Genomic DNA, 26,351 nt, shown 5'->3' on the forward strand with positions numbered 1-26,351 from the left:
TTCAATGAGACGCTCTGTCGTGAAACTCGGCGCAGCAGCATCGCTTGCCGCCCTTGCCGGCCCTGCCTGTGCCCATGTCGGCGCAGGCCATGCGGACGGCCTTGCCGCGGGCCTCGCGCATCCGCTGCTCGGTCTCGACCACCTGCTCGCCATGACGTCGGTCGGGGTCTGGTCGGCGCTCGCCATGCCGTTGCGGGCCTGGACCGCGCCGGCCGCCTTCGTCGCGGCCATGGTCGGCGGCGCCGCGCTCGCCTTTGTCGGCGTCGCCCTGCCAGCGGTGGAAGGCATGATCGCGCTGTCGGTGCTGGCGCTCGGGCTGATGATCGTTTTCGGTGCAGGTTTGCCGCGCATCGCCGGCATAGGCCTTGCCGGGCTGTTCGCGCTGTTCCACGGCCATGCGCATGCCAGCGAGGCAGCGGGAGCAACATTTGCCTATGTCGGCGGTGTCACGCTGGCGACCGCAGCACTCCACCTCCTCGGCGTCAGCCTCGGCCTCAAGATCGCGTCATCGTCCCGGCTGCGAACCGGCATCGGCATGCTGGTCGCCGGCTCGGGTGCCGCGCTCGTCTTCGGCGGATAGGAGGCGGCCATGACCGTGAGCCATACATCTCACAGTGAAGACGCGGTCTATGTCTACGAGGCGCCGCTGCGTCTCTGGCACTGGGTCAACGCCTTCGCGATCCTTGCGCTGGCCGGAACCGGCTACCTCATCGGTTCGCCGCCGCCATCGGTCGGCGGCGAAGCCAGCGCCAGCTTCGCCTTCGGCTGGATACGATACCTGCATTTCGCGGCCGGCTATGTCCTGATTGCTGGCTTCGCCTTCCGCGTCTACTGGACCTTCGCCGGCAACGAGCATGCCCGGCAGATATTCCTGCCGCCCGTCTGGCGCGGCCGCTTCTGGCGGGAAGCCTGGCATGAGGTGCTCTGGTATGCCATGCTGGTCAGGGAGCCGGTTAAGTATTCGGGGCACAACCCGCTCGCCACGATCGCCATGCACATCCTGTTCGTCTGGTTCACCATCTTCATGATCGTGACAGGTCTCGCACTCTACGGCGAAGGGACCGGAATGGGTTCCTGGCAGCACACGCTGTTCTCGAGCCGTGTGATCCCGCTGTTCGGTCAGAGCCAGGACGTCCACACGTGGCACCATCTCGGCATGTGGGTGATCATCTGCTTCCTCATCATCCACATCTATGCCGCTGTGCGCGAGGACATCATGTCGAGACAGTCGATCATTTCCTCGATGATCTCAGGCTGGCGGACCTTTCGGGGCAACGGTGCCCCGCGTGATTCCCGCTAGGACGACTTTCGTGACCTCACCTGCCGGCGGGGGGTTGCCCGCGCCGGCTTTTTTCTTCAAGCGGGGTTGCCTTCAAACCGACCCACACTCCGCCTCGGCTTCGCCTCGACACCTTTTCCGTTCGACGGGGAGCGGAAGTGCCAACGGCAACGGTGGTCAGGGGCAAAGTGCGGAGCGAGGCGGGTTGCGTGGGCGAGTGAACGCAAGCTTTTCATCGGCCTGGAATTTCGCTTCTCACTGCCCCGCGATGGCGCACCCGTCAATGGAAGGATACTTTCCGTCCGCGCGGGTAAAATCGTAATCGCGCTTTCCACGCGTCGTTCTCTATCCAGGGATCAACCCTTATTTCGCAACCTTTTGCCTGCCCCCAGGCAATTGGCCCGCCTCTTGCGGCTGGAAGGAAAAAGCTCAAGAGGAGGTTTTCCCAATGAACGGCGCGCCACGGGTGCTCGTGCTCGGCATCGGAAATTTGCTATGGGCCGATGAGGGCTTCGGCGTCCGCGTGGTGGAGGAGTTCCACCGGCTCTGCGAAACGGCGGACAACGTGCGGGCCATGGATGGCGGCACGCAGGGCATCTACCTCGTCCAACACATCCGCGAGGCCGACATCCTCGTCGTGTTCGACGCGGTCGACTACGGCCTGGCGCCCGGCACGCTGAAGCTCGTCGAAGGCGGCGAGGTGCCGGCCTTCCTCGGCGTGAAGAAGATTTCGCTCCACCAGACTGGCTTTCAGGAAGTCCTCGCCATGGCCGAGATGATGGGTGACTATCCCGCCCACCTCCTTCTCGTCGGGGTGCAACCGGTCGAGCTGGACGACTATGGCGGCAGTCTCCGGCCCGCGGTGAAGGCTCAGATCGAGCCAGCAATCGAGCTTGCTGTCGAGTGGCTCGCCCGGCACGGAGCGACGATCGCCAAGCGCACCGAACCGCTTGCCGAGGAAGAGACGCTCGCCTCGCGCGAAATGCGCATCGGCATCTACGAGAGCGGTCGACCCCGGCCGGAAGAGGCCTGTCGTCACGGCGACGCGCGGCTTCTCGCCAATAGCGCCTTCGCTGGCCCGACGAATTTCCAGCGCGAGGTCGACGCGCTTTTGCAATCGTCCGGAGGGCGGGGCTGATGTGTGTCGGCGTTCCCTTCCAGGTGGTTGAATGCAGCGGCGGCATTGCCCTGTGCACCGGTCGCGGCGGCACGCGGCGGGTCGACATGACGCTGGTGGGCAATCAGCCGGCGGGTACGTGGATACTCGCCTTCCTCGACACTGCGCGCGAGACGGTCACGGCCGAGACGGCGCGCCTGATCGCCGACGCCCTCGAAGCGACGGAGCGCGCGCTCGCCGGCGACACCGACCTCGACCACCTCTTCGCCGACCTGGTCGGCCGCGAGCCGCAGCTGCCCGAGCATCTGCTGGCGGCGCAAGCCCTCTCACCGCAAGGCACAAAGGACGCCTGAGTCCATGTTTTCACCCGCTCTCGCCACAATGATGGAGCGCCACCGGATCCGGGTGGTTGACGAGGCGAACATCGGCGCATTCGCCAAGGCCCACGAGTTCACCGCGCTGTTTTTCCCCGGTGACTGGCTGCGGCTCGCCGAGAGCAACGATGTGGCGGTGATCCTGCCGGAGTTGGTGCAGGCCTTCCAGGGCGTGTTCAAGCCGGCCGTGGTATCTCGGGAGAGCGAGCGCAAGCTGCAAACCCGATATCGCTTCAACGCCTTCCCGGCGCTTGTCTTCCTGAGGAACGGCGAATATCTCGGCGTCATCAAGCGCGTGCTCGACTGGCAAGACTATCTCACCCAGATCGCCGGCATACTGACAAGCGCGCCGAGCGCACCGCCGCCCTTCGAGTTTCCCCATGCGTGCGCAACGCACGATCATCACGGCCACGATCAGTTCGATTGAGCGAAAGCAGCTGGGAGCGCGCCATGGCAGCATCACTATGCGGCGGCATCGGGCCGGGTTCACAGCCGCGCGAACAGGACGGCGCCGATTTGCAGTATATGCCGAAGGGCATGGCGACCTTTGCGGCACCCGTATTGCCCGAGAAGGAAAATGTCGCCGGGCTCGAAGCCGCTTTGGCGGTGCTCTGCGCGCTGGCCGAAAGCCTCGGCCGGTCCTCGCCGGGCTGCGAAAACGCGGTGCATGATCTTTCCGGCCTCGACCGCGCCAATCTTGCGCTGATCGACCAGACGCTGGGCGAGGGCGAGGTCTCGATCATCTGCGGCGAGGACCTGCAGGCGCAGGAGTCGGTGCTCGCCGGTGTCTGGCGCGTGCGCCAGACTGGACCCGACGGCACCCTCGTGCGCGATTTCGTCGAGGTCGGCGCCTTTCCCTCGACCGTGCTGGAGAGGGCCTTCGCCGGCTGCCGCAATATGCTCGCTGCGCCCGCGACCTATCCGATGGGCGTCTTCAACGCGCCGCCGCTGATATCGGAGCTCAATGACCGCATCCCGCTCGTAGGGCCCGGCGTCGGGCCGCACGTCATAAACCTGTCGCTGCTGCCGCACACTGAAGAGGACCTGACCTTCCTCGACGGCCTGCTCGGCCACGGGCCCGTGGTCGTGCTGTCGCGTGGCTACGGCAATTGCCGCGTGACCACGACGGCGACGCGCGGCGTCTGGTGGGTGCGCTTCTTCACTTCGACCGACGATCTCATCCTCAACACGATCGAGGTCACGGCCTTGCCGGAGGTGGTCCGCGCCGCGCCGGAGGACATTGCCGACAGCCGCCAGCGGCTCCTCGAAATCCTGGAGGTCTACCGGTGAACGACACCTTCTTTGCCGGTTCCTATGGCGGCGACAATGCCAAGATCGGCCCGATGTCGCGGCTCGAATGCAAGATCTGCTGGCATGTCTACGACCCGGCCGAAGGCGACGACTGCTGGCAGATCTCGCCCGGCACGCCCTTCGCCGAACTGCCGGCGCACTGGCGCTGCCCCACCTGCGACGGCTCCAAGCAGGGCTTCATGGTCGTAGGCAATTGACATGGATCACTCGCAAACCGTCGCTGCCCGTCTAGAGTTCGTGTTTCAGCGGATCGAACGGACAGCCATGACAGGAATTCCGATCCTCAATCCGGCGCTTTGCGTCAGCGCGGTGGGCGTGCAGCAGTGGCAGGGCGAATGGCTCGCGGTTCTCGTCACGCCATGGTTCATGGACCTCGTGCTCCTGCCTGCTGGCGACGGGCAAGCGCGCCCGCGCATGCCTACGGGCACGAAGGAGCATGTCTCGTTCCCGGCTGGCCAGTTCGAGTTCATCCAGGCCTATGACGAGGAGCTCGGCGGCTATCGCATGTGCTCTCTGTTCTCGCCGATGTTCGAATTCGCCGACCAGGAGAGTGCGGAAGAGGCCGGGCGGCAGGTGCTTGCGGAACTGTTCAATCGTGAGGCGGAAGAAGACGAGGACGGCGACATGGCCCGTGTCTGGGAAGGCCGGCTAGCTGAGGAAGTGGCAAGCGCGTTGGACGGGGTTGAGACAGCCCGAACACCTGAGAGCTCTCAGCCGGCGGGATTGCCCCGCCGATCCCTGTTCGGCTTGGGCGACAAGGAGGAGGCCGCCGCATGAGCATCGATGGCCGCGTCTCTATCGATCTCGTCTGCGATGGCGGTCGCCTTGTGAAGGCCATCGTTGTTCCGCCGCGCCCGATTGCGCTTGGCCCGATCTTGCGAGGCCGACCGGCGACGCAGGCCGTGTCGATGATCGGCTTGCTGTTCAGTGTCTGTGGTATCGCGCAGTCGGCGGCGAGCGTCGAGGCAGTCGAGGCGGCCCTGGAGATCGGGGCGGACCGGCGGACGAAACAAGCGCGGCGGCTTCTTGTGCTTGCCGAGACGCTGCGCGAGCATCTGCTGCGCATTGGCTTGGATACTGCCAGTCTCGCGGGCGAGCCTGCGGACGGTAAAACCCTGCGCCGGGTTATGAACCTGCCGCTGCGCCTAAAGCAGGCGCTTTTTCGAGGCGGGAATGCGTTCGTTCCCGGCGTATGGGCAGAGATGCCGGGCGCGGAAGCCGCCGAAACGGCCACTGAGGCGAGCTCCCTAACGCAGTGCGTGGTCTACGCAGGCGAAAAGCCGCTTGGCGAGATGGATCGCGATGCCTTCACCGAGTGGGCTATGGAGGGCAGTACGGTTGCGGCCCGCCTCCTCGCTCCGGTCCTGGCAAGGGGCTGGGCCCTAATAGGCTGCCCCGAAAAGACAACTGGGGGAAACAGGGATTTGCCGAAGCAAGCGTCGGCCGACACGAGCTGCCTCGCCAGGCAGGCTGGTGCGCCGCTCGTTCGCGCTTTCCTTTCCGAAAACGGTGAAGCCGGGCTGGCCGCACGGCTGGCCGCCCGCGTGGTCGAGGCATCGAAGCTGCCGGGGCAGATCGCCGGAGGGCTCGCGGCCTTGCGGGATGTCGCGGACGGGTCCGATGTGCCCACGTCCAAAGTCTTTCGCGACGAGAACGGGGGTCGCTTTGCTACTGCCTCCGCCGAGGCAGCACGCGGCCGGCTGGAACATCGGATTGTTTTCAAGGACGACCGTATAGCCGACTATGCCATCACGTCTCCGACCAGCATCCATTTCGGCGAGCGGGGCATTGCCGCGCGCTCGCTTTCGGCGCTCGCTGCATCCAGGCGTGAAGTTCTGGCGGTCCAGGCCGATCTTCTGGTCCGGGCCATCGACCCCTGCGTCGGCTACGATGTGAGGGTCCGCTGATGCACGAGATGACGATATGCGAAAGCATCCGCGGCATCCTTGAGGATGAGGCCGCCAGACAGGATTTTCGGAAGGTGGACCGCGTCTGCCTGGAAATCGGGCGGCTATCCGGTGTCGAGGTCGAGGCGCTGAAGTTCGGCTTCGATGTCGCCATGCTTGGCTCGCTGGCGCAAGACGCAAGGCTGGAAATCGTCGAGACGGAAGGCAGGGCCTGGTGCATGCCTTGCAGCCGGAGTGTGCCGATCGCGGCGCGCTTCGATCCATGCCCCGACTGCGGCAGCCATCAGCTGCAGGTGACCGGCGGCGAGGAAATGAAAATCAGGGAATTGGAGGTGAGCTGATGTGCACCGTTTGCGGATGCGGCGAGGGCGAGGTCCGGTTCGAGGGCAAGGCGCATGGCCATCACCATCGTCGCGTCCACGAAGGCCATGATCACCACCACCATCATCATCACGACGATCATGTGCACGATTGTGGGTCGGGCCCGGCTGGCACCCATGCGCCGGGCATGAGCCAGGCGCGGATGGTCAAGCTGGAAAAGGATATCCTTTCCAAGAACAACGAGTATGCCGATGCGAACAGAAAAATGTTCGCCGAGCGCGGCGTGCTGGCGCTCAACCTCGTCTCCAGCCCCGGCTCGGGCAAAACGACGCTGCTTTGCCGCACGATCGAGGCTCTGAAGGGCAAGTTGCCGATCGCCGTGATCGAGGGCGACCAGCAGACTTCCAACGATGCCGACCGCATCCGCGCCACCGGCGCACCCGCGATCCAGGTCAACACCGGCAAGGGCTGCCACCTCGACGCGCATATGGTCGGCCATGCCGCAGATCACCTCGACCTTCCCGAAGGAGGCCTGCTCCTCGTCGAAAACGTGGGCAACCTCGTCTGTCCGGCGGGCTTCGATCTCGGCGAGGCGCACAAGGTGGTGGTGCTCTCAGTCACCGAGGGCGAGGACAAACCATTGAAATATCCCGATATGTTCGCCGCCGCCGATCTCATGATCCTCAACAAGACCGACCTGTTGCCGCATCTCGACTTCGACGTGGAGGCCTGCATCGCCAGCGCCCGAAAGGTGAACCGGCGGATCAAGGTGCTCAGGGTTTCGGCGCGCACGGGCGAGGGAATGTCGGACTGGACGGCCTGGATCGGGGCGGCCCGCGCCATGGCGCTAGCCGGCCATCCGCTGGCGGCCGAGCTCAAGGGAGCAGCCTGATGTGCCTGGCCATTCCCGCGCGTGTCGTCGAACTGCTCGATGACGACATGGCCGTGGTCGCGTTCGACACGATCAGGAAGCGCATCTCATTGGCCTTGGTGGCTGACGTTTCGCTTGGCGATTTCGTGCTCGTCCATGTCGGCTATGCGCTCCACAAGGTGAGCCCCGAGGAGGCCGAGCGCACGCTGCAGCTGATGGCCGAAGCGGGCGTGCTGGAGGAGGAGCGGGAGGAGATTTCGGCATGAAATACGTCGACGAATATCGCGACCAGGAGCTCGCGAAGACCATCGCCGGCGCCATCGCGACCGAGGCTGATCCGGAAGTGAGCTATCATTTCATGGAGTTCTGCGGCGGGCACACGCATGCGATCTTCCGCTACGGCGTGCAGGACCTGATGCCGCAGAACGTGCATTTCGTGCACGGACCCGGATGCCCCGTTTGCGTGCTTCCCGTCTCTCGGCTCGACGATGCGGTGGAACTCGCCGAGCGCCACGGGGTCATCCTGTGCACCTATGGCGACATGATGCGCGTGCCGGGCACCAAGCAACGCAGTCTGATCCGCGCCAAGGCGTACGGAGCGGATGTCCGCGTGGTCTATTCAACGCTCGATGGCTTGAAGATCGCGCGTGAAAACCCCGAGCGGCAAGTCGTCTTCTTCGCCATCGGCTTCGAAACCACGACGCCGCCGACGGCCGTCGCCATCAAGACGGCGCAAGCCGAGGGGCTCGAGAATTTCAGCGCGTTCTGCAACCATGTGCTCACGCCGGCCGCGATCTCTCACATTCTTGAATCGCCGCAAGTGCGGGAGCTGGGCATCGTCAAGATCGACGGGTTCTTGGGACCTTCGCACGTCTCCTCCGTGATCGGCTCGCAGCCATACGAATTCTTTGCCGAGGAATTCCAAAAGCCGGTTGTCATCGCCGGCTTCGAGCCGCTGGACGTCATGCAGTCCGTTCTGATGCTGATCCGGCAGGTCAATGAAAGCCGGCACGAGGTCGAGAACGAATATACCCGCGTCGTGACCGAGGAAGGCAACCTCAAGGCGCAGGCACTGGTGAGCGAGGTCTTCGAACTGCGCAAGACCTTTGACTGGCGCGGCCTCGGCAGCGTGCCCTACAGCGCCCTGCGCATCCGCAACGCCTATGCTGATTTCGACGCCGAGAAGCGCTTCGAGCTCTCGGTCAAGGCTTCGCGCGAGGTGAAGTCCTGCGAGTGCCCGTCGATCCTGCGTGGGGTGAAGAAGCCGACCGAATGCAAGCTCTTCGGCACCGTATGCACGCCGCAGAACCCGATTGGCTCATGCATGGTCTCCTCCGAAGGCGCCTGCGCGGCCTATTGGACCTACGGCCGTTTCCGCCAGCCGAAGCCATTGGAGGCGGCGGAATAATGAGCGCGAACGATCCCAGGCTAGCCGCCACCGCCTCGTCCGCCCGCGGCGCAGTGGACATGACCCATGGCGCCGGCGGCCGCGCGATGGCCGAGCTGATTCGGGATGTTTTTCAAAGACATCTGGCCAACGAGTTCCTGGCCCAGGGCAACGACGCGGCCCTGCTCGGCACCGTCTCCGGACGACTGGTGATGGCAACGGACGCGCATGTCATCTCGCCACTGTTCTTCCCGGGCGGGGATATCGGCGCGCTGGCGGTCCACGGCACGATCAACGACGTCGCCATGATAGGCGCGCGGCCGCTCTGGCTGTCGGCTTCCTTCATCCTGGAGGAAGGTTTTCCGTTGGCCGAACTGGAACGAATAGTTGTTTCAATGGCTCTTGCCGCCCGGGACGCAGGCGTGCCCGTGGTTACGGGCGACACCAAGGTGGTGGAGAAGGGCAAGGGCGATGGCGTTTTCATCTCCACGACCGGTGTTGGCGTGCTGGCGGACGGCACTGACGTCTCCGGAGGCAATGCCCGGCCGGGCGATGCAATCCTTGTCTCCGGCACGATCGGCGACCACGGGGTCGCTATCCTGTCGAAGCGAGAACACCTTGGTTTTGAAACGGAAATCGCCTCCGACAGCCAGCCTTTGCACGATCTGGCGGCGGCCATGCTTGCAGCCATTCCCGGTATCCGGGTGCTGCGTGACCCCACGCGCGGCGGACTGTCGGCGGCGCTGAACGAAATCGCGCAGCAGTCCAACGTCGGAATGGTGATCCGGGAAGCGGCGGTTCCGGTGAAGCCGGAGGTCGCGGCGGCGTGCGAACTGCTCGGCCTCGACCCGCTGAATGTTGCCAACGAAGGCAAGCTGATCGCCATCTGCGCGGCGCAAGACGCGCAGACTTTGCTCGCCGCGATACGCGCTCATCCCAAGGGCCAAGATGCCGCAATCATTGGCCAAATCGTCGCAGACCAGCAGGCGCTGGTGCGGATGGAAACGAGACTTGGCGGCATGCGCCTGATCGACTGGATCGCCGGGGAACAACTTCCGAGGATCTGCTGAAGATGCGCATTCTGCTTCTCGTCACGGCCTTCAACGCCTTGAGCCAAAGGATTTTCGTGGAGCTTGGCGAGCACGGACACGAGGTCTCGGTCGAGATGGACGTCAATGACGAGCGGACCATCGAGGCGGTAGGTTTGTTTGGGCCGGACCTCGTCATCGCCCCCTTCCTGAAGCGGGCAATCCCGAAGGAAGTCTATGAAAATCGACGCTGTATGATCGTCCACCCGGGCATCGTCGGCGACCGCGGCCCCTCCGCCCTGGACTGGGCGATGATGGACGGGGCGACAGAGTGGGGTGTCACGGTGCTGGACGGGGCGGCCGAAATGGATGCCGGGCCGGTCTGGGCGAGCGCCACCTTCGCGATGCGAAAGGCGACGAAATCGAGCCTCTACCGCAACGAGGTGACCGAGGCGGCGGTGATGGCGGTGTTCGAAGCGATCGCGCGGTTCGAGCAGGGCGAAAGGCCAATTGCCCCGGAAGAACGATCTGTTGCGCCCCTGGGCCGGTGGCGGGACGCTGTCAAACAGGCGGACCGACGGATCGATTGGGCTGCCGATACAACCGAAACGGTGCTGAAGAAGATCGCAGCAGCGGACGGCGCGCCGGGCGTGCGGGACAAACTTTTCGGCGAAACGGTCTTCCTTTTCGACGCGCGAGAGGCGCGTGAATTCGGGGAAGACGTGCGGGGGCGTCGCGCGCGGGGTGAAGGGGGCAAGCTGTCGCTCGCGGAGCCGGGAGCGGTCGTCGCCAGAAGCGGGCCCGCGATCGCCCTCGTCACCGTCGACGGCGCGTTGTGGATCGGCCATGTCCGGCGCCCCAATTCGCCACACCCGTTCAAGCTGCCGGCGACCATGGCCTTCGCGAAGGAAGTTGCAGGCCTGCCGGAGGTCGCGCCCAATTCACCGGGCGGGTATCACGACATCATCTACGAAGAAGACGGTGCGGTCGGCTATCTGCACTTCCCCTTCTACAATGGTGCAATGGGAAAGGACGCCTGTCGAAGACTTTTGGACGCTTATACAAAAGCGACGGAGCGTCAGACCAGGGCGATCGTGCTGTGCGGAGGACCGCAATTCTGGTCCAACGGGCTCGACCTCAACCGGATCGAGGCGGCCGACAGCGCGGCCGATGAGTCCTGGGTCAACATCAATGCCATCGACGACGTCGCCGAGGCGATCATCCGCACGACAAGCCACATCACCGTGGCGGCACTTGCCGCAAATGCGGGAGCGGGCGGCGTGTTCCTCGCCCGCGGCGCCGACCAGGTCTGGATGCGCTCAAGCGTCGTCCTCAACCCGCACTATAAGGACATGGGCAATCTCTACGGCTCGGAGTTCTGGACCTATCTCCTGCCGCGCTGCTGCGGTGCTGACAATGCCCGCCGGATCGCGGCGGCGCGCCTGCCGATGGGCGCGAGTGAGGCGTTGAATCTTAATCTGGTCGATCGGGTGTGCGCGGGGTCAAGCGAGCGGTTCATGGCGCAAGTGAGGGCGTCGGCTGCCGCGCTGGCCGGGAGCGCAGAGTTCCCGCGGTTGCTCGCCGAAAAACAAGCGCAGCGCGCAGCCGACGAGGCGGCCAAGCCGCTTTCAGCCTATCGCGAGGAGGAGCTTTCGCGGATGCGGCGCAATTTCTACGGTTTCGACCCGAGCTACCACGTCGCGCGGCATAATTTCGTGCACAAGGTGCCGAAGTCGCGCACGCCGGTGACGATCGCCCGCCACCGCGACGTCTACTGGCGGGCCGGTCGGGAGGGGCGGAGGAAGGCATCGTGAGCGACCTGCCGGGCATATTGATCGTCGACGACGAAATCCGCACGCTGGAGGCGCTGCGGCGCATCCTGAGCGAGGATTTCGTCGTCCACATCGCCAGCGACACCAAGGCGGCCTGCTCGATCCTGGAGATGGAATGGATCCAGGTTATCCTGTGCGATCAGCGCATGCCCGGCACCTCCGGCATCGAGTTCCTGAAGCAGGCGCGCATCCGCTGGCCGGACATCGTGCGCATGATCATCTCAGGATACACCGACGCGCACGACATCATCGACGGTATAAACGAGGCCGGCATCTACCAGTACATCACCAAGCCCTGGCACCCCGAAAACCTCACGCTCACGCTGAAGAACGCGGTACAGCTCTACGCATTGCAGCGCGAGAACGAGCTGCTGGCGGTCGAGATGCGCATGGCGCCGTGCTCGGCTTCCAAGCTGGTGTTGGAGCGCCGCAAGGCGCTGAAGCGCGACTATGATTTCAACGACGGCATCATCCGCTCGCCGACGAGCCCGATGAACGCCGTCCGCGACGCGCTCAAACAGGTGGCGCCGTTCGACGTACCGGTGCTGCTGATCGGCGCCTCGGGCACGGGCAAGGAGCTGGCGGCACGGGCGTTGCATTACGGCTCTCTGCGTTGGAACAAGCCTTTCGTTGTCGAGAATTGCGGCGCTCTGCCCGACCAGCTGCTCGAAAGCGAGCTGTTCGGCCACAAGCGCGGCGCCTTCACCGGCGCCGTCGAGAACCATGTCGGCCTGTTCGAGCGGGCGAACGGCGGCACCGTTTTCCTCGACGAGATCGGAGAGGTCTCGCCGGCCTTCCAGGTGAAGCTGCTGCGGGTGCTGCAGGAGAGCGAAATTCGCCCGGTCGGCAGCGGCAGGACGCGCAAGGTCGATGTGCGCGTGGTGGCGGCGACGAACCGAGATCTGGAGGAGGAGCTGCGGCAGGGCCGGTTCCGGGCCGACCTGTTCTACCGGCTTGCCGGCACGGTCATCCGGCTTCCGGCGCTGCGCGAGCGGCTGATGGACATCGAAATCCTGTCGGCCGCAGTCCTGGGCAGCGCGGAGCGCAAGCTCGGCAAGAATGTGCCGGGCATTTCCGACGAGGCGATCGCCTGCTTCAGGAACTATTCCTGGCCGGGCAATGTCCGAGAGCTGCAGAACGAGATCCAGCACATGCTGGTCATGGGAAAGGAGGGGCAGGAACTCGGTGCCGATCTGGTGTCGCGGCATATCCTGATGGCGGCTCCCGCTCGCGAGGAAAGGGACGGCGAAGAAATCGCCGAGCTGACGGGAACGCTGCGCGAGCGCGTCAGCGAAATGGAACTGCGCATCATCCGCGAGACACTGATCCGCCATCGTTGGAACAAGTCGAAGGCGGCGAAGGAGCTGGGCCTGTCGCGCGTCGGCCTGCGCGGCAAGCTGGAGCGCTTCGGGCTGGAGAACGTCAAGCCGCTGCCGGCGCGAAGGGTGCTGGGAGGAAGGTCGGTGTGATGGCCTCCAGCGTACCGAGAAAGCGCCACAACGAGCCGCATCTGCCCGCGGAAGTGCCGACGCTCGGCCTGGCGCCGGCTGGCGAGGAGGCCTGGATCGGGGGCATCCAGAAGATGAATGCGGTCTATAAGGACATCGTCGACTCGCAGACGCAGCTGGCGCGACAGCACGCCGCGCTGATGGAGGCGCAGCAATTCATCGCTTCCGTGCTGGGATCGATGACCGACGTTCTGATCGCTTGCGATGCGAAAGGCCGGATCCAGCAGGTCAACCCGGCCATGGTGCAATTGGCTGGGGTCGCCGAGACGGAACTTGTCGGTACATCGATCCTCGACCTGTTCGAGGATCGGGACGAGCCCACAGCGGCGCGCTTCGGCGAATGTCTGCGCGGCGCACATGCGATCGCCGACCTCGAAGTGCAGCTGCGCCAGAAGGGCGGCGGCACGACGCCGCTGGCGCTGAACTGCTCGCCGCGCTTCGACCATCGCGGAAGGCTGGTCGGCATCGTTATCGTCGGGCGCCCGATCGGGGAGTTGCGCCGCGCCTATCACGAGCTCGACCTCGCTCACCAGAAGCTGACCAGGACGCAGCAGCAGCTCGTTGCGTCGGAGAAGATGGCGGCCCTCGGCCGCTTGGTCGCGGGCGTAGCGCACGAGCTCAACAATCCGATCAGCTTCGTGTTCGGCAACATGCATGCGCTGAAGCGCTATGGTGTGGCGATCACCAGCTATATCGAGGCGACGCGCGGCAAAGGGGACGCGCAGGCGCTGGAGGAACTGCGCAAGCGGTTGAAGATCGACCCCATCGCCGCCGACATCGAGCCGCTGATCGAGGGAACGCTGGAAGGCGCCGAGCGGGTCCGGGCGATCGTCCAGGACCTGCGGCGCTTCTCCAGTGGCCAGAGGGAGGTCCCGGAGATGTTCGATGTCGTGCGCGTCATCCGCACGGCGGTGGACTGGGTTATGCGCGCGGAGCACGTCAGGCCGACCGTCGCATTCGACATGCCGGATCAACTCGATGTCACTGCACGCAAGGGATACTTGCATCAGGTGACCGTCAACCTGGTCCACAATGCCGCCGATGTGCTGCAGGGGCGGGCCAATCCACGGATCGAAATATCCTGCCGGCGGAGGAGGGCCATATCGTCATCAGGGTCCGCGACAACGGGCCCGGCATCGCCGAAGCGCTCATGGACCAGATCTTCGAGCCGTTCTTTACGACCAAGCCGATCGGCCACGGCACGGGGCTCGGACTCTATGTCAGCTACGAGCTGATGAGGGAGCAGGGCGGCGACCTGACGGCAGCGGGCCATCCGGGAGGCGGCGCGGTGTTCACCGTGCGGCTGCCGGCGGATGTGGGGAAAGCATTGAGGCTGCCATGATGCCGGAAAGACCGCTCCATCTCCTCTGGCTTCAGTATGGGGCAATGTCAGGTGAGGGCGCGGGCGGTGGGCTGACGGAAGCGGCGCGCGGCTCGCTTGGCCATTGGCTGAGCGTGAAGGGCGGGCGGATCGCCAACTACCAGATCATCGCGCCGACGACCTGGAACTTTTCGCCCCGCGACGGGGCCGGCAATCCCGGCCCGCTGGAGCTGGCGCTCGAAGGCGCGCCCGTGCGGCTTGGCGAGACCGAGCCGGTTGCAGTCCAGCACATCGTTCGCTCGTTCGACCCGCGCATGGTCTGCACGGTGCACTGATGGGCGCGCCGCTCGCCGAGCCCGCAGTGGAAGGACGTCTGGTCCGGGTGACGGGGCTGGTGCAGGGCGTCGGCTTCCGGCCGACGGTGTGGCGCATCGCGGTTGCCATGGGGCTATCGGGCCATGTCCGCAACGATGCGGCGGGCGTGGAGATCGCGCTGTGGTGCAGCGATGCCGAGTTCGAGACCTTCGCGGACAGGCTGAAGGCGGAATGCCCGCCGCTGGCGCGGATCGACGGGGTCGAGGCGACGAAGCTTGACGGGCCGCTGCCGGCGGGCGGCTTCGCTATAGCGGCGAGCGCGGGCGGGCAGGTGAAGACCGGCATCGTGCCGGACGCCGCCTGCTGCCCGGAATGTCTTGCTGAAGTGCTCGACCCCAAGGACCGGCGCTATTTCTACCCGTTCGCCAACTGCACGCATTGCGGGCCGCGGCTGTCGATCGTCAAGGCTATCCCCTATGACCGCGGCTCGACCTCTATGGCACGATTTTCGATGTGTGAGGAATGCCGGGCCGAGTACGAAAATCCGGCCGACCGCCGCTTTCACGCCCAGCCCATCGCCTGCCCGGCCTGCGGGCCGCGCGTATGGTTGGAAGGTCCTTACCGGGTCGTGATCGGCGGCGCCTCGCAGACAGTGATCCGGGAAGCGGCGGCGCTGATCGGGGAAGGGCGGATCGTCGCGATCAAGGGCGTCGGCGGGTTCCACCTCGCCTGCGGCGCGACGGACGAAGCCGCGGTGGCGCGGCTGCGCGCCCGCAAGAAACGCGGCGGGAGGCCGTTCGCGCTGATGGCGCGCGACTTGGAGCAGCTTGCCGAATTCGCGGAGCTGTCGGGCCAGGAGCGCGCGGCGCTTGCCTCCCGTGCGGCGCCGATCGTGCTGGTGAAGCGGCGTGACAGCTGCGGCGTTGCGGCGGGCGTGGCGCCCCAGCACGACCGGCTCGGTTTCATGCTCCCCTATACGCCGCTGCACCATCTCTTGCTGCGGGCGCTGGACGGTCCGGTGGTGATGACCTCCGGCAATCGCTCTGGCGAGCCGCAATGCACGGACAACGACGAGGCGCGGCGCGAGCTTGCCGGAATCGCCGACTTCTGGCTGATGCACGACCGTGAGATCGTCAACCGGCTCGACGACAGCGTGGTGCGCCGCGATGGTCACGACATTTCGGTGTTGCGGCGCGCGCGCGGTTTCGCGCCGGAGCCACTGGCGCTGCCGGCGGGCTTCGACGGCCCAATCAGGGCGCTGGCTACGGGCGGCGACCTAAAGGCCGCGTTCTGCCTGGCGGGCGGCGGCAAGGCGCTGATGTCGCAGCATCTCGGCGACCTCGACGAGTTGAAGAACCAGGAGGCGTGGGGGCAGGCGTTGGGGTTGTATCGAAGCCTGTTCGACACGAAGCCGGACCTCATTGTCGCCGACCGGCATCCGGGCTACCGTTCGACCCGGCTTGCCATGGAGCTTGCCCGTGAGACCGCGGCGCGGTTCGTGCAGGTCCAGCACCATCACGCGCATCTCGCCTCATGCCTTGCCCAGCACGGCCGCGCAATAGATGCACCGCCGGTGCTCGGCATTATCCTCGACGGTCTCGGATACGGCGATGACGGCACGATCTGGGGCGGCGAGTTCCTGCTCGGCGGCTACCGAGGCTTTCGGAGGCTGGCATATTTCGAGCCGGTCGCCATGCCCGGCGGCGACAAGGCCAGCATCGAGCCGTGGCGCAATGCCTATTCGCATCTGCGGGCGGCTTTCGGTCCGGATTTCCTGGCCAGGCTCCCTGCGGATTTGCCCTTCGTCCGCGCCTTGGCCGAAAAGCCGCTTGGCGTCCTGGACCGGATGATCGAGAGGGGCGTCAACGCTCCGCTTGCCTCCTCGGCGGGGCGCCTTTTCGATGCCTGCGCGGCAGTCCTCGGAATCTGTTTCGAGCGCCAGAGCTACGAGGGGCAAGCCGGCATGGAGATGGAGGCGCTCGCCAGCCCGTTCATGGATGCGGCCGAGGCTTGGCCAGCAACCTCGCCGAAGGGGCCGGTTATCTCTTGGAAAGGTCTGTGGGAAGCGCTTCTTCGCGATCAGGCTTCGGGCGTCGAAACCGGGCTGATTGCCGCGCGCTTCCACAGGACGCTGATAGAGATCATCTCACGGAAGGCCATCGGCCTCACTGAGGAAAACGGCGTCGCCACGGTCGCACTGTCCGGTGGTGCTTTCCAGAATCGGCTGCTGCTCGAAGGCGTACTCGCCGAACTCACAGTTGGAGGATTAGAGGGGCTGGCGCATGCAAGCGTTCCCGCAAACGACGGCGGTCTGGCGCTCGGCCAGGCTACGATCGGCCTAGCCCTTTCACTACCCCGGCTGTCGCTTGGCACTTAAATGCGAGACCTCGGCTGCTTCGATGAGAAGGGACGTCCGTTTCTCCCGCGTTTCCGGTATTGAAAAAAATCAGAAGCCCGGACGCTTCCTCGACCGGCAGCGCCGCAGTGCGCTGCCGATCGTGCCTCTTTGTTCTGCGCAGAGCTGGAGCCGCCGAGATGCGGTCATGTCTCCGGCCGTGCGCGGCTACTCCATTTGCGCACCGAATTGGCCACCTTATGCAATAAATAGCCTTGTTGTGCATCAAATGATGCGATATATGCATCGCATGCGCTATATGGTGCAACTGAGCGCAAAAGGAAGAGCATGGATCATTTTACCATCGTGCAAGCGCTTTGCCGCGCGGCGATAGCCGATGCGTCACCGGCCTCACGCAAGCAAATCGAGCGCTTGCGCGACACGTTGGCCAAGGACGGGAATTCAAAGCAGGCAGCCGCACTGACAAGTATCCTAACAACGGCAGATCGGACGAAGGAGCTTTCGCCGAGCCGCATTGAGCGTTCGAAAGCTCAGAGTCCTGGCGAGTTATTGAGCCGCAACACGCCCGTTCCTGTCGATCGAGAGACGGCCGCACCGCTGGCAGACGTGATCTTCCCGGCGGACATTCAACCGGCTGCGCCGCTGTTCAATGCGACAGTCAGCCAAGCCATCGGCACCATCATCGAGGAATGGGCCAATTTCGATGCCCTTTCCGAGATTAATATCCGGCCATCGAAGACCTGCCTCATCTACGGCGCGCCAGGCACCGGCAAGACGCGGTTGGCGTTGTGGATGGCTCAGCAGCTTGATTTGCCAGTCTTACTGGTGAAGCTGGACGGCCTCGTGTCGTCCTTCCTGGGAACCACGGCGCGTAACATCGGCAATCTGTTCACATTCGCGAACCGCCATCGTTGCATTCTCCTGCTGGACGAGTTCGACGCGATCGCCAAGGTACGCGATGACCCGCAGGAGGTGGGCGAGATAAAGCGCGTCGTGAACGCGCTCCTGCAGAACCTCGATGCGCGCCGGGATGTTGGTTTCACGATCGGGATCACCAATCACCCCCAGCTGCTCGACACCGCAGTCTGGCGGCGGTTCGAGGTTCAGCTCGAAATCCCCAAACCGGACTTTGAGATGCGAAAGGCGATCGCCGCGTATTTCATGCCGCCCGTGAAAGCTCCCGACATCCATTTGCGGCTGATTGCGTGGTTCACGGAGGGATCGACAGGGGCGGAGATCGAGTCTCTGGTGCGCACCTACAAGAAGGCTACCACTGTTCGAGAGGAGGACAGGCGGGGACTGCTCGACACGCTGCGCCAGTTCGCAACGTTGAACGCGGCCCGCGTTCAAAGTGAGCGCCGCGCGCTGCTGTTCGACGATTCGAGCAATTTGTTTCGCGCGATGCGGGACGATCCGATCCTTGGCTTCTCCATGGCCGACATTGGCGAGATCGCCGGCAAGGATAAGTCGACAGTGAGCCGCCAGCTCGGTCGAGCAATCAAGTCCAGTGACGGCGAGGTGGCGAATGGCTAGCCCGATCCAGATCGTACTCAATCCAGAAAACTATGAAGCAGCCCGCGAGCCTGGTGGTGGCGGCGGGCGAAAGGATTTCTTTGCTCACCGTGATGCCGAGTTTGTAACCCATAGAAACGCCCTGCTGAGCCAGCTTGACGCGATTTCCGGCGTGCTCAGCGCTCAGTCGCAGGGGGACGTCGGCTATGTGAAGGTCGTTTTGCGCCGCGATGCATGGGCCAAGAGTCATCGGCCTGTTGCAAGCCTCTTTCGCGACAATCGCACGCCCGTCGTGGGCGGTGGCGATCTCGGCGTCATGATCGTCGAAGCGAGACCCGGCACGCTCCGGCAAGTCGCAGCTGAGATGGCAAGGGCCGAAACCCACACCGAGATGCGGTTCAACGAACAGAAGCAAAAGGATGAGCCCCATCCGTCTGCGCGAAGGAGCGAAACGGGTGCCATCGACCATATCGAACTCTATGGGCCGGCTGACCGTCGTAGCTTTTCAGTCGAGGAGGCCGTAGCGTGGCTTTCAAACCCGATGACCGGAAGCGCTTATCAGGTTGAGCTGTTCGATAGCCCGCCGCCGCGCTCCGAGTGGGATCGCCTCGACGCTGGTCATCGTCGCCTCGTGGAGAGTTTCGTCGCGGGTTTCAATGCCCTGGAACGCGGACTCTCCGTCGAGCGGCTGCCAAGTCATGGGAACAAGCAGCCGATCCTGTTGGTCAGGCTCGACCAATCAAGCGATCAACCCGTTCTTCGGTTGAATGGGACGCCGGTCGGCGAGCGTCGCCGCGAACTGGCTGTGTTTAATCCCGACGTCGATCGTCATACACGACTTCTCGCCTTTCTTGACCGTCATCCACTGGTTCGGCGGATCGAACTGCCTGGCATCGTTGTTCGGGCTGCCAGTCCGTTCGCGCCAAGCACACGCATCCGACCCACCGATGTGACCATTCCTATTCGCGATAGCCGACGCACTCATCCCCGCATGGGCATCATTGATGGTGGAATCAGTGAGGCGTTGTCGGACTGGGTGATCGACCGTTGGGACATCCTCGCCGATGAAGACGTCGATCTCGCTCATGGCACGTTCATCGGTGGCCTGGCCGCGGTAGGTGGCGCACTCAATGGCGTGGAAATCTGTCCGGAGCCGGACGGTACGGAGTTGGTCGACGTTGCCGTCTTCCCGAACGAGCGCAAGGCTGGCGCCTTCGTCTCCTACTATCCGGACGGCCTGCCGCAGTTCTTCGACGAGATGGAATCAGCCGTCTCGGATGCCCGCGCCCGCCACAGGGTGCGGGTGTTCAACATGAGCCTCAACATCCTTCAGCCTGCCGCACCGGACCGATACAGCCCTCACGCGGCGCGGCTCGATCAGATTGCGGAGGTCAACAATGCAGTGGTGTTCATTTCGGCCGGCAATATCCAACCCCAGGATCTCCGCGCCGAGTGGCCCGCAGACCCGACCGCGGCTCTCGCTAGCTTGGTCAACACCCGCAATGACGGCTTGCTCACGCCTGCGGAAAGCGCCCGCAATGTCGCTGTGGCCGCTCTCAATCCGCCCGGACATGACGGCTGTGTGCCCTTTGCACCGACTCGTTTCAGCCGGCGGGGACCTGGCTTGCGCGCCGGGGTGAAGCCTGACCTGGCCCATATTGGGGGAGCGGGTTCCCAGCACTCGACGCTCGGGCACGGGCTATTCTCGATTTTGCCCGACGGAACGATCATCGACGGATGTGGCACGAGCTATGCTTCCCCGCTTGCTGCAAAAACTGCCGCTGTACTCGACCACGCGATCGAGGGAGAGGTTTCGCGCGAGACTCTGATCGGTTTGCTCGTCCACCACGCGCAGATGCCGGTGCCATTGCAGGCCACGGCGCTCGAACCCATTGCGCGGCATATGGTCGGCTTCGGCATGCCGCCATCCGCTGATCGGATTCTCGAGACCGGCGAACATGCGATCACGCTTGTCTTCGCATCCCGCATCAGGCGCGACCAGCAGATCAATTTCCGGTTTCCATGGCCCGCCTCGCTGGTCGGTCCAGGCGGAAGGTGCCGCGGCCGAGCGAAGATCACACTCGTCTCAACGCCACCGCTTGACGCCCGATTCGGTTCGGAATTCGTTCGCGTCAATATCAACGCGACACTGCAGCAGGAGCAGGCGGGCGGTGGATGGAAGGGACGGCTTGAGCCACTCTATCTCCCCACGAAGCGCGAATCGCCGGCGGTCGAAGCGGAATTGATCGAGCACGATCTGAAGTGGAGCCCGGTCAAGGTTCTGGCCAAGACGTTCCCGCAAGGTGTCGGCCCATCTTCGAACTGGCGCTTGTTTGTCGATTACCTGACCCGAGCGGGTGAGGCTATGCCCGAGGAAGGTGTGCCCTTCACGGCTATCGTCACGATCAGCGATCCCGATGCCGAGCAGCCGGTGTTCAACGACATGCGTCAAAACCTGCAGGCCCTCGGTACGCAGATCGCCGATATTCGAACGGCCGCGCGGATTACGCCGCGTATATGATCCCACAAGCCAAGCATGTCGAGGAGGTAATCGTGGCGAAATCAGTGTCTCTCAGAACGGGGCGAACCTTTGCAACCGTCACCGCTGCCAAAGAGCATTTCTCCCGGATTTTAGATGACCGAGAGCCAAAGCAGCAATTTGGCGAGGACGATCTGGCTGACGTTCGCGCAGTCTATGAGGACTACTGCGCCAGGACCGGTTGGGCATTGAAATCGCTTCCCGCGTCTTTCTATCCAACTCACGATCGCGGTCCAAGTTATACGACTCGATGCTTTGGCGTGACCTTCGAAGACGGGACAACGGGTAGTTTCTCAATGGACAAGGCGCTTAGGGCGATCGCGGCGTAGACTCCCGTTCGGCTGCGGGATTGTGGGCCCGTGTTCACTTGGTTCTGGCCGCAGCGACCAAATAGAAAAAGCAATCGAGATTCTAAGGGGGCGCGGCCGCGCGTCCTGAGGTCTGGAGTGCCGTCGCTTGGGATCAATGATTCATTTGACGCTTGGTCGTGTGCAGCTCGACGGGGGTAAGAAAGGCGGGTTTCAGAACCATAGCGCCCTGTTTCGACCCGGCGACCTTGCCGATATCTCGTATTTTCACGCTGCGGACGAAGATGACCCTGTAAGCGCAGACCTTCCCCAATTCGGCGCTCGGACAATTTCGGCTACCGGCTGACCACGGAGATGAAGCAAGGATATTCTGCGCCCCTGCGAACGGTTGCCTGGCGTCTCCTCTTGCTGGGCCTATACCGACGACTACTGCAGAGCAGAGTTCAAGGCGTTGAGCAGAATCGGTTAGACGAGACATTCGCCAGGGATGAAGCCCGGGCGCGGAGCGCTTCGTGATTGTAGCCCTGGCGATCAACGCGTCACGCGACAGGGCCGCCAGTCTGGCGATGAGTGATTCTATCTTCGGTGGCGCTCACAAAGGTTCTTCGCTAATGCGTCGTTTGCGCAGCGGGGCTACGGCCGCTTTGCCTGCGGGATGCGCGTCCGCCTCAGGCTGTCGTACCGACAGCTCCTTCCAACTGATTCATCGCGCCGCCCCGCTTTTGTCAGCGCTCTTCTCATTTATGCGCGCCTCGAGCCAGGCGATGCTCTCGATCACAGCCTCACACGCCGGCGGGTCGCCGAAGATCATGCCCTGCATGGCCGGCCTGTAGTCAAGGGGCGCAGCTGCTCGACCATCGCGTCATGTAGCGCGATCGCGAACGAGCCAGGTGCAGCGCTTGCGAGATCGAAATCCGGACGATCGAAGAACATACAGGCGTGCGCGACCCAGGCCGCACTGGGCCATGTCGTCAATAGCGGAAGGCGCCGGTCGGCGTCGCGGCGAACTGGTGCAGGTCATTATAGTGACGGGACACGCGTTGCCCGCCCCAGCGTAACTCGCCGCGCTTGTCGAACCAGCGTCTTAGCCCGTGAAGGATGACGACCTTATCCCAGAAGGTGCGTTCGAAACCGACGCGCGCACGGATGGCAATTCGCTTGTCCGAAACATCTATACAAATTTCGGACAAACGATCTCGACCGTGTTCCAGCTCGTAGTTCTAACCTACACAAATCCCGTAAAGCCTGCTCAGCCAACGATATTTCAAACACCCGTCTCAGCCGTGGCGTGTGCCTGGGCCTCATTACGCCGCTTCCCAGGGCTGCCTTGTCCTGCGGGAGAAAGCGGCCATAGTGATGCGCGACCAGGTCGGGCCTGTCCTGAATGGCGTAGCTTGCCTGGTCATAGGAACCGGTCTGTTTATATGCGTCGCCAGCACGCGTCGCTTGCTCCCGGGCGGTCTCATCCATATAGCTCGGCTCGAGGAAGCGCCAGACGTTCAATCGTCGTCAGCCGCGACTTCCTGTGCAATGCGTCTAACAAGGAACAAACCATGAGGCGGCAGACCCGACCGTTTACTGTGGAGATCAAACAAAAGCGCAGTTATCAAAAAAAAGGGGGTCGTTCCATCTGGAGCGATGTCGATCTCTCCGCAGCAATGGCGGAGACAACAAGGGAGCTCAATGAGATGGAGCTGCCAAATCGTCGGCTTGTTGACTCCAATGTCGTAGCCCTTGATGCTGAACACAAGCACAAACCGCGAGCGAAGCATCTTATGGCAGATCCCCTGGACGCTGAATCAGTAAAAACTGCAACCGAACCGGCAGCTAAAGTGGACACGCCTGAAACGAAGAAGAAATCCCCACGGTCGCGGAAGGCGAAGGCTGAGCCTAGGCCGCCTGCTCGGGATGGCGCCAATACGGCGTCTCAGACGGAGGAAGCACCAGCAGCGACCATGCGGACCGGGCGGAAGATCTACTCTGAAAAGGAGCGCGCTCAGAAGCTCGCCCAGATCGAGAAGTCGATCCATGGCGGCGCCACTCTCAAGAGCGCCGTAAAGCAGGCCGGCATATCGGGACAGACCCATTATCATTGGAAGAAGGCTGCGGCGCCTTCATCAGATGGTGACGATCTGAAGGATCTGGTCGCGCTCGAGGAAGAAAACAAGCGACTGAAGAGCCTGCTCGCGGAACGCCTGCGCAAGGAAAACGCGGAACTGAAGAGGAAGCTGGGGCTGCAATAACGCTTCAGAAGTCCGCTGAACCGCAGATCGACGCGGCGGCATACCGTCTTCGCCGACGCGTCACCTAAGAGCCGCCTCTGGCCGCGCCGCAAACAGCAACACCAAGTTTGTGATGATGCGACTCCTAAATTTGCACAATCTGTCTTGCACTGCCGGTTAGGACCTCGCCGAGCGGCACAGATTTCGTGACCTCTTCCGGTCGTGCGACATGCAGTTCGGCGAGATACCAACCGGTCTTCGCGCCGGCGGCACCGATCCCCAGCCGGCGGAGATTGTCGAGCACATGCTGCCGTTCCTCGGCGGAAGCAAAGCGCCTCGGCCGAAACAGTTGTCAATGAGGACAGCCAAAGGTAGGTCCTGTGCGCTGCGGGACGATAGTTGATCCTCTATATGCCGTTGGGCCGCGACCTTCGCCCCGCGCAGCCTGGCATTTGCGTGGTTGCACGCCCGTCGTTCTCCTCGACGGTACCCGCATCCGGCGCGGGCTGGTGTTATTCTGCCGCCGCCTTTAGTCGTTGCCTTGCCCAACAAGGCGACCGGGCAGACTGGCATATGCGGGTTCTTGGTGGCAAAGGAGGCGAACACGGAATGAGGCTACACCTGCGCCTGTCCACCGCCCGAATTGGAAGCAGCGATCCACGGCGTTACCGCCTCGAGGTCTTCCAGGATTCCGGCCCGTTTCGCGAAGCCAACAAAGGCATCGCGCGCCACGCCCAGAGGCTTAAGCCCATCATACGCTTGATAGCATGCCCGAAGGGCAGTTTCATGGATCAGGCTGCGGCGATCCTCCGGCCATTCTTCCAGAAACTCGATAGCGCCTTTGAGATCGACAATCTCCTGCACGAGGTAGGATGATCCACGCTTGACGAAGACGGGGTTGCTGAATGCCGTGACGTCCATTGGTTCCTCCAAATTGTCGAATGGCTCGGGCGTGTGAAGAAGCCGCCGTTGGGATCTCGGCGACCATCGCAGAATGTGTTGTCAGCCTGATGACGGTTCAAGATGGCGCATGCCGCGCCAGCAGCCAACGGCCTGCGGGCACGATGCCGACTTTGCTTGCGGCGCCCTTCGGCGGCCCGGCGAGTGCCACGACGGTCTTCCCGTATTGTGCTGAGAAATCATCTCGTGGATCGCCACGGGGAGTGGAGAAGGGCCGGCCGCTGTTCCGGAAAGGCGCGCACCCTACCGCGCAGGAAAGATCTCAATTGGAAAGCGGCTTCTCGAAGCCTTCGGGGGCACGGCTGCATAAGCCTTGCCCGAAAGGTACAACTGCAGCCGAGCCGCGGGATCATTCACGCCGGGCGCGTGAACGCCGAAAGCCTTAATTCGTCTCTTTCTTCAATCCCCGCCATAGCGATCGAAGTTTTTCCGCGGCCCGATCTGGTTCCTGAAGCACAGCTATGACGATAGCCAAGCAGCAGAACGCCACAATGGCGAATATCGTCGTGAGGTACAAACTGTCGATCATACCAAGCATTTCCATTTCGAACCGCCTCCGCTGTTCTCCAAGATTATGGACTCGTGGCGATCGCGCAAGCCTCAATCAGGCAGGTGCGGCCACTTCTCCCTTTACCTCGGTCCGCAGGACGCCGATCGGGCTGTTGCCCGCACGGTGCTACAAAGCGATCTATGTGAGCGTAGTGCACGGCCACAAATTTCGCCGGGCCGCCGAATCTCTGCAAGCCAAAACGGCATCGCTGCCCGCGGGCAATTGGTTACTGGCGGGCATGCGCCCGTCTTCCGATATTCAAGGCAAGAAACGATTGGGATCATTTGCCTCTCACGGTGGGACTTTGGACCTACGCAAATGGCACAATCGCCTCAGACCATGATCCCGAAACGCGGAATACCAGTTTTCGGAAAAAGATCGTGGTCAACAAGAATGTCAGGCGACCTTGAGTTCCTTGAAAACCTTCTCGAAGGCGTCCTTGGCCGGCTTGGACACTTCCTCGGCGGCCTTGGCGGTCACGGCCTGGATGTCCTTGGCCTGCTCGACGGTCATCTCGACGCGCTTGCGCAGGAAGACGGTCTGCAACTCGATGACTTCCGACAGCGATTTCGCGCCAACCAGGGCTTCGAGGTGCGAGAAGTCGGCTTCGGCATTGGCGCGCAGAGCGGCAATCGTCTTGAGTGACAGCTCGTTGCCGGCGGTCATGGCGGTCTCAACGGTCGACTCGAGAGCCTTCTGGGTCGTCTCGGCGCCGGTCTTCAACTTCGAAAAGGCTTCCTTCGACTGCTCGACGCCCTTTTCAGCGACAGCGCGGAACTGGTCGGTAACGTTGGACGGGTCGAAGGTCGGAAATGCGGCGTTGTCGATGGTGTCGGTGGTCTTGTCAGCGGTCTTGGACATGTTTCCCATCCTTTTGGGTGGACGGCCTTGCACAAAAGCCATCTCATTCATCTACGAAGCTGACGTAACGGAATTATGAAACCGGCATAGCGGAATTTATTGCAGTGATCTTTTTGCGCGCTGCGCCATGGTTGTGGGTCCAGCGCTGACCGAACGCCCATTTTTCGCAGGCGGGCGTGCTGTTTGTGAATCAAGCCGAGTGAACCCCTATTGAAGCGCGAACCGGGAGGCAATCGCCAAATCCAATCCCGCGGTTGTCGTGCTGGCCGGAATGGTTCGCCACTTCAACGTCGTTGATGACCCGCAGAAGATCGACTTCCTGACCTTCCCACCCCGTTGCGAGCCAGATGGCCGGCGGTGAAGGCTGGGCAGTATTTTAATCATGCAGGCGGAATCGATGAATTCCTGCATGCGTACCACACAGAACTTCTGGCCAAAAGATCGTGGAGTTCTGCTGGCCGATTGAGGTCGA

At 63.2% G+C, this 26,351-nt stretch carries 27 protein-coding genes and 1 pseudogene; 24 read left to right on the top strand and 4 right to left on the bottom strand.

Going from position 1 to position 26,351, the window contains the following annotated elements; genetic code table 11:
* Window positions 1–4 precede the first annotated feature (4 nt).
* From MAXJ12_RS22770 to MAXJ12_RS22875, 23 genes and pseudogenes are all read left to right on the top strand, one after another.
* On the top strand, window positions 5–580 hold the full coding sequence (locus MAXJ12_RS22770; RefSeq protein WP_008838371.1) for a HupE/UreJ family protein: 576 nt from the start codon (window positions 5–7) through the stop codon (window positions 578–580).
* A 9-nt stretch (window positions 581–589) separates the two neighbouring features.
* Window positions 590–1,300, top strand: a complete 711-nt coding sequence (cybH, locus tag MAXJ12_RS22775) for a Ni/Fe-hydrogenase, b-type cytochrome subunit (protein WP_008838372.1) — start codon at window positions 590–592, stop codon at window positions 1,298–1,300.
* A 427-nt stretch (window positions 1,301–1,727) separates the two neighbouring features.
* Window positions 1,728–2,417 carry a HyaD/HybD family hydrogenase maturation endopeptidase gene (locus tag MAXJ12_RS22780; protein ID WP_008838373.1) on the top strand — a complete coding sequence of 230 codons (690 nt, stop codon included), beginning with the start codon at window positions 1,728–1,730 and terminating at the stop codon, window positions 2,415–2,417.
* Window positions 2,417–2,749: a HypC/HybG/HupF family hydrogenase formation chaperone gene (locus MAXJ12_RS22785; RefSeq protein WP_008838374.1), complete on the top strand. Its 333-nt coding sequence runs from the start codon at window positions 2,417–2,419 to the stop codon at window positions 2,747–2,749. The genes MAXJ12_RS22780 and MAXJ12_RS22785 overlap by 1 nt, the downstream gene beginning before the upstream one ends.
* Before the next feature lie 4 nt (window positions 2,750–2,753).
* On the top strand, window positions 2,754–3,197 hold the full coding sequence (locus MAXJ12_RS22790) for a thioredoxin domain-containing protein (RefSeq protein ID WP_008838375.1): 444 nt from the start codon (window positions 2,754–2,756) through the stop codon (window positions 3,195–3,197).
* Between the two features lie 23 nt (window positions 3,198–3,220).
* The gene (locus tag MAXJ12_RS22795) at window positions 3,221–4,060 is read left to right on the top strand and encodes a hydrogenase expression/formation protein (RefSeq protein WP_008838376.1); all 840 of its coding nucleotides are present in this window, start codon (window positions 3,221–3,223) and stop codon (window positions 4,058–4,060) included.
* Window positions 4,057–4,278: a rubredoxin gene (locus MAXJ12_RS22800; RefSeq protein WP_008838377.1), complete on the top strand. Its 222-nt coding sequence runs from the start codon at window positions 4,057–4,059 to the stop codon at window positions 4,276–4,278. The genes MAXJ12_RS22795 and MAXJ12_RS22800 overlap by 4 nt, the downstream gene beginning before the upstream one ends.
* A gap of 1 nt (window position 4,279) precedes the next feature.
* Window positions 4,280–4,858: a [NiFe]-hydrogenase assembly chaperone HybE gene (gene hybE / locus MAXJ12_RS34575; protein WP_008838378.1), complete on the top strand. Its 579-nt coding sequence runs from the start codon at window positions 4,280–4,282 to the stop codon at window positions 4,856–4,858.
* Window positions 4,855–5,988, top strand: coding sequence for a Ni,Fe-hydrogenase I large subunit (locus tag MAXJ12_RS22810; RefSeq protein ID WP_008838379.1), 1,134 nt, complete (start codon window positions 4,855–4,857; stop codon window positions 5,986–5,988). The genes hybE and MAXJ12_RS22810 overlap by 4 nt, the downstream gene beginning before the upstream one ends.
* Window positions 5,988–6,329, top strand: a complete 342-nt coding sequence (hypA, locus tag MAXJ12_RS22815; RefSeq protein ID WP_008838380.1) for a hydrogenase maturation nickel metallochaperone HypA — start codon at window positions 5,988–5,990, stop codon at window positions 6,327–6,329. The genes MAXJ12_RS22810 and hypA overlap by 1 nt, the downstream gene beginning before the upstream one ends.
* Window positions 6,329–7,201, top strand: a complete 873-nt coding sequence (gene hypB / locus MAXJ12_RS22820; RefSeq protein WP_008838381.1) for a hydrogenase nickel incorporation protein HypB — start codon at window positions 6,329–6,331, stop codon at window positions 7,199–7,201. The genes hypA and hypB overlap by 1 nt, the downstream gene beginning before the upstream one ends.
* Window positions 7,201–7,446 (top strand): HypC/HybG/HupF family hydrogenase formation chaperone, encoded by a 246-nt coding sequence (locus tag MAXJ12_RS22825; RefSeq protein WP_008838382.1) that lies wholly within the window; start codon window positions 7,201–7,203, stop codon window positions 7,444–7,446. Before hypB ends, MAXJ12_RS22825 begins: the two co-directional genes overlap by 1 nt.
* Entirely contained in the window at window positions 7,443–8,588 is a 1,146-nt protein-coding gene (gene hypD / locus MAXJ12_RS22830) for a hydrogenase formation protein HypD (protein ID WP_008838383.1), read from the top strand. Before MAXJ12_RS22825 ends, hypD begins: the two co-directional genes overlap by 4 nt.
* Window positions 8,588–9,637, top strand: a complete 1,050-nt coding sequence (gene hypE / locus MAXJ12_RS22835) for a hydrogenase expression/formation protein HypE (protein WP_008838384.1) — start codon at window positions 8,588–8,590, stop codon at window positions 9,635–9,637. Before hypD ends, hypE begins: the two co-directional genes overlap by 1 nt.
* 2 nt (window positions 9,638–9,639) lie before the next feature.
* Window positions 9,640–11,409 (top strand): hydrogenase maturation protein, encoded by a 1,770-nt coding sequence (locus MAXJ12_RS22840; RefSeq protein ID WP_008838385.1) that lies wholly within the window; start codon window positions 9,640–9,642, stop codon window positions 11,407–11,409.
* The gene (locus MAXJ12_RS22845; RefSeq protein ID WP_008838386.1) at window positions 11,406–12,896 is read left to right on the top strand and encodes a sigma-54-dependent transcriptional regulator; all 1,491 of its coding nucleotides are present in this window, start codon (window positions 11,406–11,408) and stop codon (window positions 12,894–12,896) included. The genes MAXJ12_RS22840 and MAXJ12_RS22845 overlap by 4 nt, the downstream gene beginning before the upstream one ends.
* On the top strand, window positions 12,896–14,170 hold the full coding sequence (locus MAXJ12_RS22850) for a PAS domain-containing protein (RefSeq protein WP_008838387.1): 1,275 nt from the start codon (window positions 12,896–12,898) through the stop codon (window positions 14,168–14,170). Before MAXJ12_RS22845 ends, MAXJ12_RS22850 begins: the two co-directional genes overlap by 1 nt.
* On the top strand, window positions 14,086–14,277 hold the full coding sequence (locus MAXJ12_RS40105) for an ATP-binding protein (protein ID WP_420492386.1): 192 nt from the start codon (window positions 14,086–14,088) through the stop codon (window positions 14,275–14,277). Before MAXJ12_RS22850 ends, MAXJ12_RS40105 begins: the two co-directional genes overlap by 85 nt.
* A 56-nt stretch (window positions 14,278–14,333) precedes the next feature.
* A pseudogene (locus MAXJ12_RS22855) lies at window positions 14,334–14,591 on the top strand (nickel-dependent hydrogenase large subunit); the annotation flags it as partial.
* Window positions 14,591–16,948, top strand: a complete 2,358-nt coding sequence (hypF, locus tag MAXJ12_RS22860) for a carbamoyltransferase HypF (RefSeq protein ID WP_008838390.1) — start codon at window positions 14,591–14,593, stop codon at window positions 16,946–16,948. The pseudogene MAXJ12_RS22855 and the gene hypF, both read left to right, overlap by 1 nt.
* 306 nt (window positions 16,949–17,254) lie before the next feature.
* A complete protein-coding gene (locus tag MAXJ12_RS22865; RefSeq protein WP_008838391.1) occupies window positions 17,255–18,460 on the top strand; it encodes an AAA family ATPase in 1,206 nt (401 codons plus the stop codon).
* Window positions 18,453–20,960 (top strand): S8 family peptidase, encoded by a 2,508-nt coding sequence (locus MAXJ12_RS22870; protein ID WP_008838392.1) that lies wholly within the window; start codon window positions 18,453–18,455, stop codon window positions 20,958–20,960. The genes MAXJ12_RS22865 and MAXJ12_RS22870 overlap by 8 nt, the downstream gene beginning before the upstream one ends.
* A 32-nt stretch (window positions 20,961–20,992) precedes the next feature.
* On the top strand, window positions 20,993–21,307 hold the full coding sequence (locus MAXJ12_RS22875) for a hypothetical protein (RefSeq protein ID WP_040587511.1): 315 nt from the start codon (window positions 20,993–20,995) through the stop codon (window positions 21,305–21,307).
* Between the two features lie 950 nt (window positions 21,308–22,257).
* Here the strand turns inward: MAXJ12_RS22875 and MAXJ12_RS39055 are convergent.
* The gene (locus MAXJ12_RS39055) at window positions 22,258–22,476 is read right to left on the bottom strand and encodes a hypothetical protein (RefSeq protein WP_008838396.1); all 219 of its coding nucleotides are present in this window, start codon (window positions 22,474–22,476) and stop codon (window positions 22,258–22,260) included.
* A gap of 363 nt (window positions 22,477–22,839) precedes the next feature.
* On the opposite strand from MAXJ12_RS39055, the gene MAXJ12_RS22890 reads away from it, so the two are divergent.
* On the top strand, window positions 22,840–23,529 hold the full coding sequence (locus tag MAXJ12_RS22890; RefSeq protein ID WP_244421565.1) for a transposase: 690 nt from the start codon (window positions 22,840–22,842) through the stop codon (window positions 23,527–23,529).
* Window positions 23,530–23,653: 124 nt separating this feature from the next.
* Here MAXJ12_RS22890 and MAXJ12_RS37735 read toward each other — a convergent pair whose 3' ends face one another.
* From MAXJ12_RS37735 to MAXJ12_RS22900, 3 genes are all read right to left on the bottom strand, one after another.
* The gene (locus tag MAXJ12_RS37735) at window positions 23,654–23,812 is read right to left on the bottom strand and encodes a hypothetical protein (RefSeq protein ID WP_008838399.1); all 159 of its coding nucleotides are present in this window, start codon (window positions 23,810–23,812) and stop codon (window positions 23,654–23,656) included.
* Between the two features lie 311 nt (window positions 23,813–24,123).
* Window positions 24,124–24,429, bottom strand: coding sequence for a DUF982 domain-containing protein (locus tag MAXJ12_RS22895; RefSeq protein WP_008838400.1), 306 nt, complete (start codon window positions 24,427–24,429; stop codon window positions 24,124–24,126).
* 985 nt (window positions 24,430–25,414) lie between these two features.
* Window positions 25,415–25,879, bottom strand: coding sequence for a phasin (locus MAXJ12_RS22900; protein WP_040587513.1), 465 nt, complete (start codon window positions 25,877–25,879; stop codon window positions 25,415–25,417).
* Window positions 25,880–26,351 lie beyond the last annotated feature (472 nt).

The sequence above is a fragment of the Mesorhizobium alhagi CCNWXJ12-2 genome, assembly GCF_000236565.1.
In the GTDB taxonomy this organism is placed as follows: Bacteria; Pseudomonadota; Alphaproteobacteria; order Rhizobiales; family Rhizobiaceae; genus Allomesorhizobium; species Allomesorhizobium alhagi.

What these genes read in the sequence shown, in the direction of transcription:
- MAXJ12_RS22770 (WP_008838371.1), top strand. Translation starts at nt 5, where the DNA reads ATGAGACGCTCTGTCGTGAAACTCGGCGCAGCAGCATCGCTTGCCGCC.
- MAXJ12_RS22810 (WP_008838379.1), top strand. Translation starts at nt 4,855, where the DNA reads ATGAGCATCGATGGCCGCGTCTCTATCGATCTCGTCTGCGATGGCGGT.
- MAXJ12_RS22870 (WP_008838392.1), top strand. Translation starts at nt 18,453, where the DNA reads ATGGCTAGCCCGATCCAGATCGTACTCAATCCAGAAAACTATGAAGCA.
- MAXJ12_RS40105 (WP_420492386.1), top strand. Translation starts at nt 14,086, where the DNA reads ATGGACCAGATCTTCGAGCCGTTCTTTACGACCAAGCCGATCGGCCAC.
- hybE (WP_008838378.1), top strand. Translation starts at nt 4,280, where the DNA reads ATGGATCACTCGCAAACCGTCGCTGCCCGTCTAGAGTTCGTGTTTCAG.
- MAXJ12_RS22900 (WP_040587513.1), bottom strand. Translation starts at nt 25,879, where the DNA reads ATGTCCAAGACCGCTGACAAGACCACCGACACCATCGACAACGCCGCA.
- MAXJ12_RS22895 (WP_008838400.1), bottom strand. Translation starts at nt 24,429, where the DNA reads ATGGACGTCACGGCATTCAGCAACCCCGTCTTCGTCAAGCGTGGATCA.
- MAXJ12_RS22825 (WP_008838382.1), top strand. Translation starts at nt 7,201, where the DNA reads ATGTGCCTGGCCATTCCCGCGCGTGTCGTCGAACTGCTCGATGACGAC.
- hypF (WP_008838390.1), top strand. Translation starts at nt 14,591, where the DNA reads ATGGGCGCGCCGCTCGCCGAGCCCGCAGTGGAAGGACGTCTGGTCCGG.
- MAXJ12_RS22780 (WP_008838373.1), top strand. Translation starts at nt 1,728, where the DNA reads ATGAACGGCGCGCCACGGGTGCTCGTGCTCGGCATCGGAAATTTGCTA.
- MAXJ12_RS22840 (WP_008838385.1), top strand. Translation starts at nt 9,640, where the DNA reads ATGCGCATTCTGCTTCTCGTCACGGCCTTCAACGCCTTGAGCCAAAGG.
- hypE (WP_008838384.1), top strand. Translation starts at nt 8,588, where the DNA reads ATGAGCGCGAACGATCCCAGGCTAGCCGCCACCGCCTCGTCCGCCCGC.
- hypA (WP_008838380.1), top strand. Translation starts at nt 5,988, where the DNA reads ATGCACGAGATGACGATATGCGAAAGCATCCGCGGCATCCTTGAGGAT.
- MAXJ12_RS22790 (WP_008838375.1), top strand. Translation starts at nt 2,754, where the DNA reads ATGTTTTCACCCGCTCTCGCCACAATGATGGAGCGCCACCGGATCCGG.
- MAXJ12_RS22890 (WP_244421565.1), top strand. Translation starts at nt 22,840, where the DNA reads ATGAGGCGGCAGACCCGACCGTTTACTGTGGAGATCAAACAAAAGCGC.
- MAXJ12_RS22865 (WP_008838391.1), top strand. Translation starts at nt 17,255, where the DNA reads ATGGATCATTTTACCATCGTGCAAGCGCTTTGCCGCGCGGCGATAGCC.
- MAXJ12_RS22795 (WP_008838376.1), top strand. Translation starts at nt 3,221, where the DNA reads ATGGCAGCATCACTATGCGGCGGCATCGGGCCGGGTTCACAGCCGCGC.
- hypB (WP_008838381.1), top strand. Translation starts at nt 6,329, where the DNA reads ATGTGCACCGTTTGCGGATGCGGCGAGGGCGAGGTCCGGTTCGAGGGC.
- MAXJ12_RS22850 (WP_008838387.1), top strand. Translation starts at nt 12,896, where the DNA reads ATGGCCTCCAGCGTACCGAGAAAGCGCCACAACGAGCCGCATCTGCCC.
- MAXJ12_RS22785 (WP_008838374.1), top strand. Translation starts at nt 2,417, where the DNA reads ATGTGTGTCGGCGTTCCCTTCCAGGTGGTTGAATGCAGCGGCGGCATT.
- hypD (WP_008838383.1), top strand. Translation starts at nt 7,443, where the DNA reads ATGAAATACGTCGACGAATATCGCGACCAGGAGCTCGCGAAGACCATC.
- cybH (WP_008838372.1), top strand. Translation starts at nt 590, where the DNA reads ATGACCGTGAGCCATACATCTCACAGTGAAGACGCGGTCTATGTCTAC.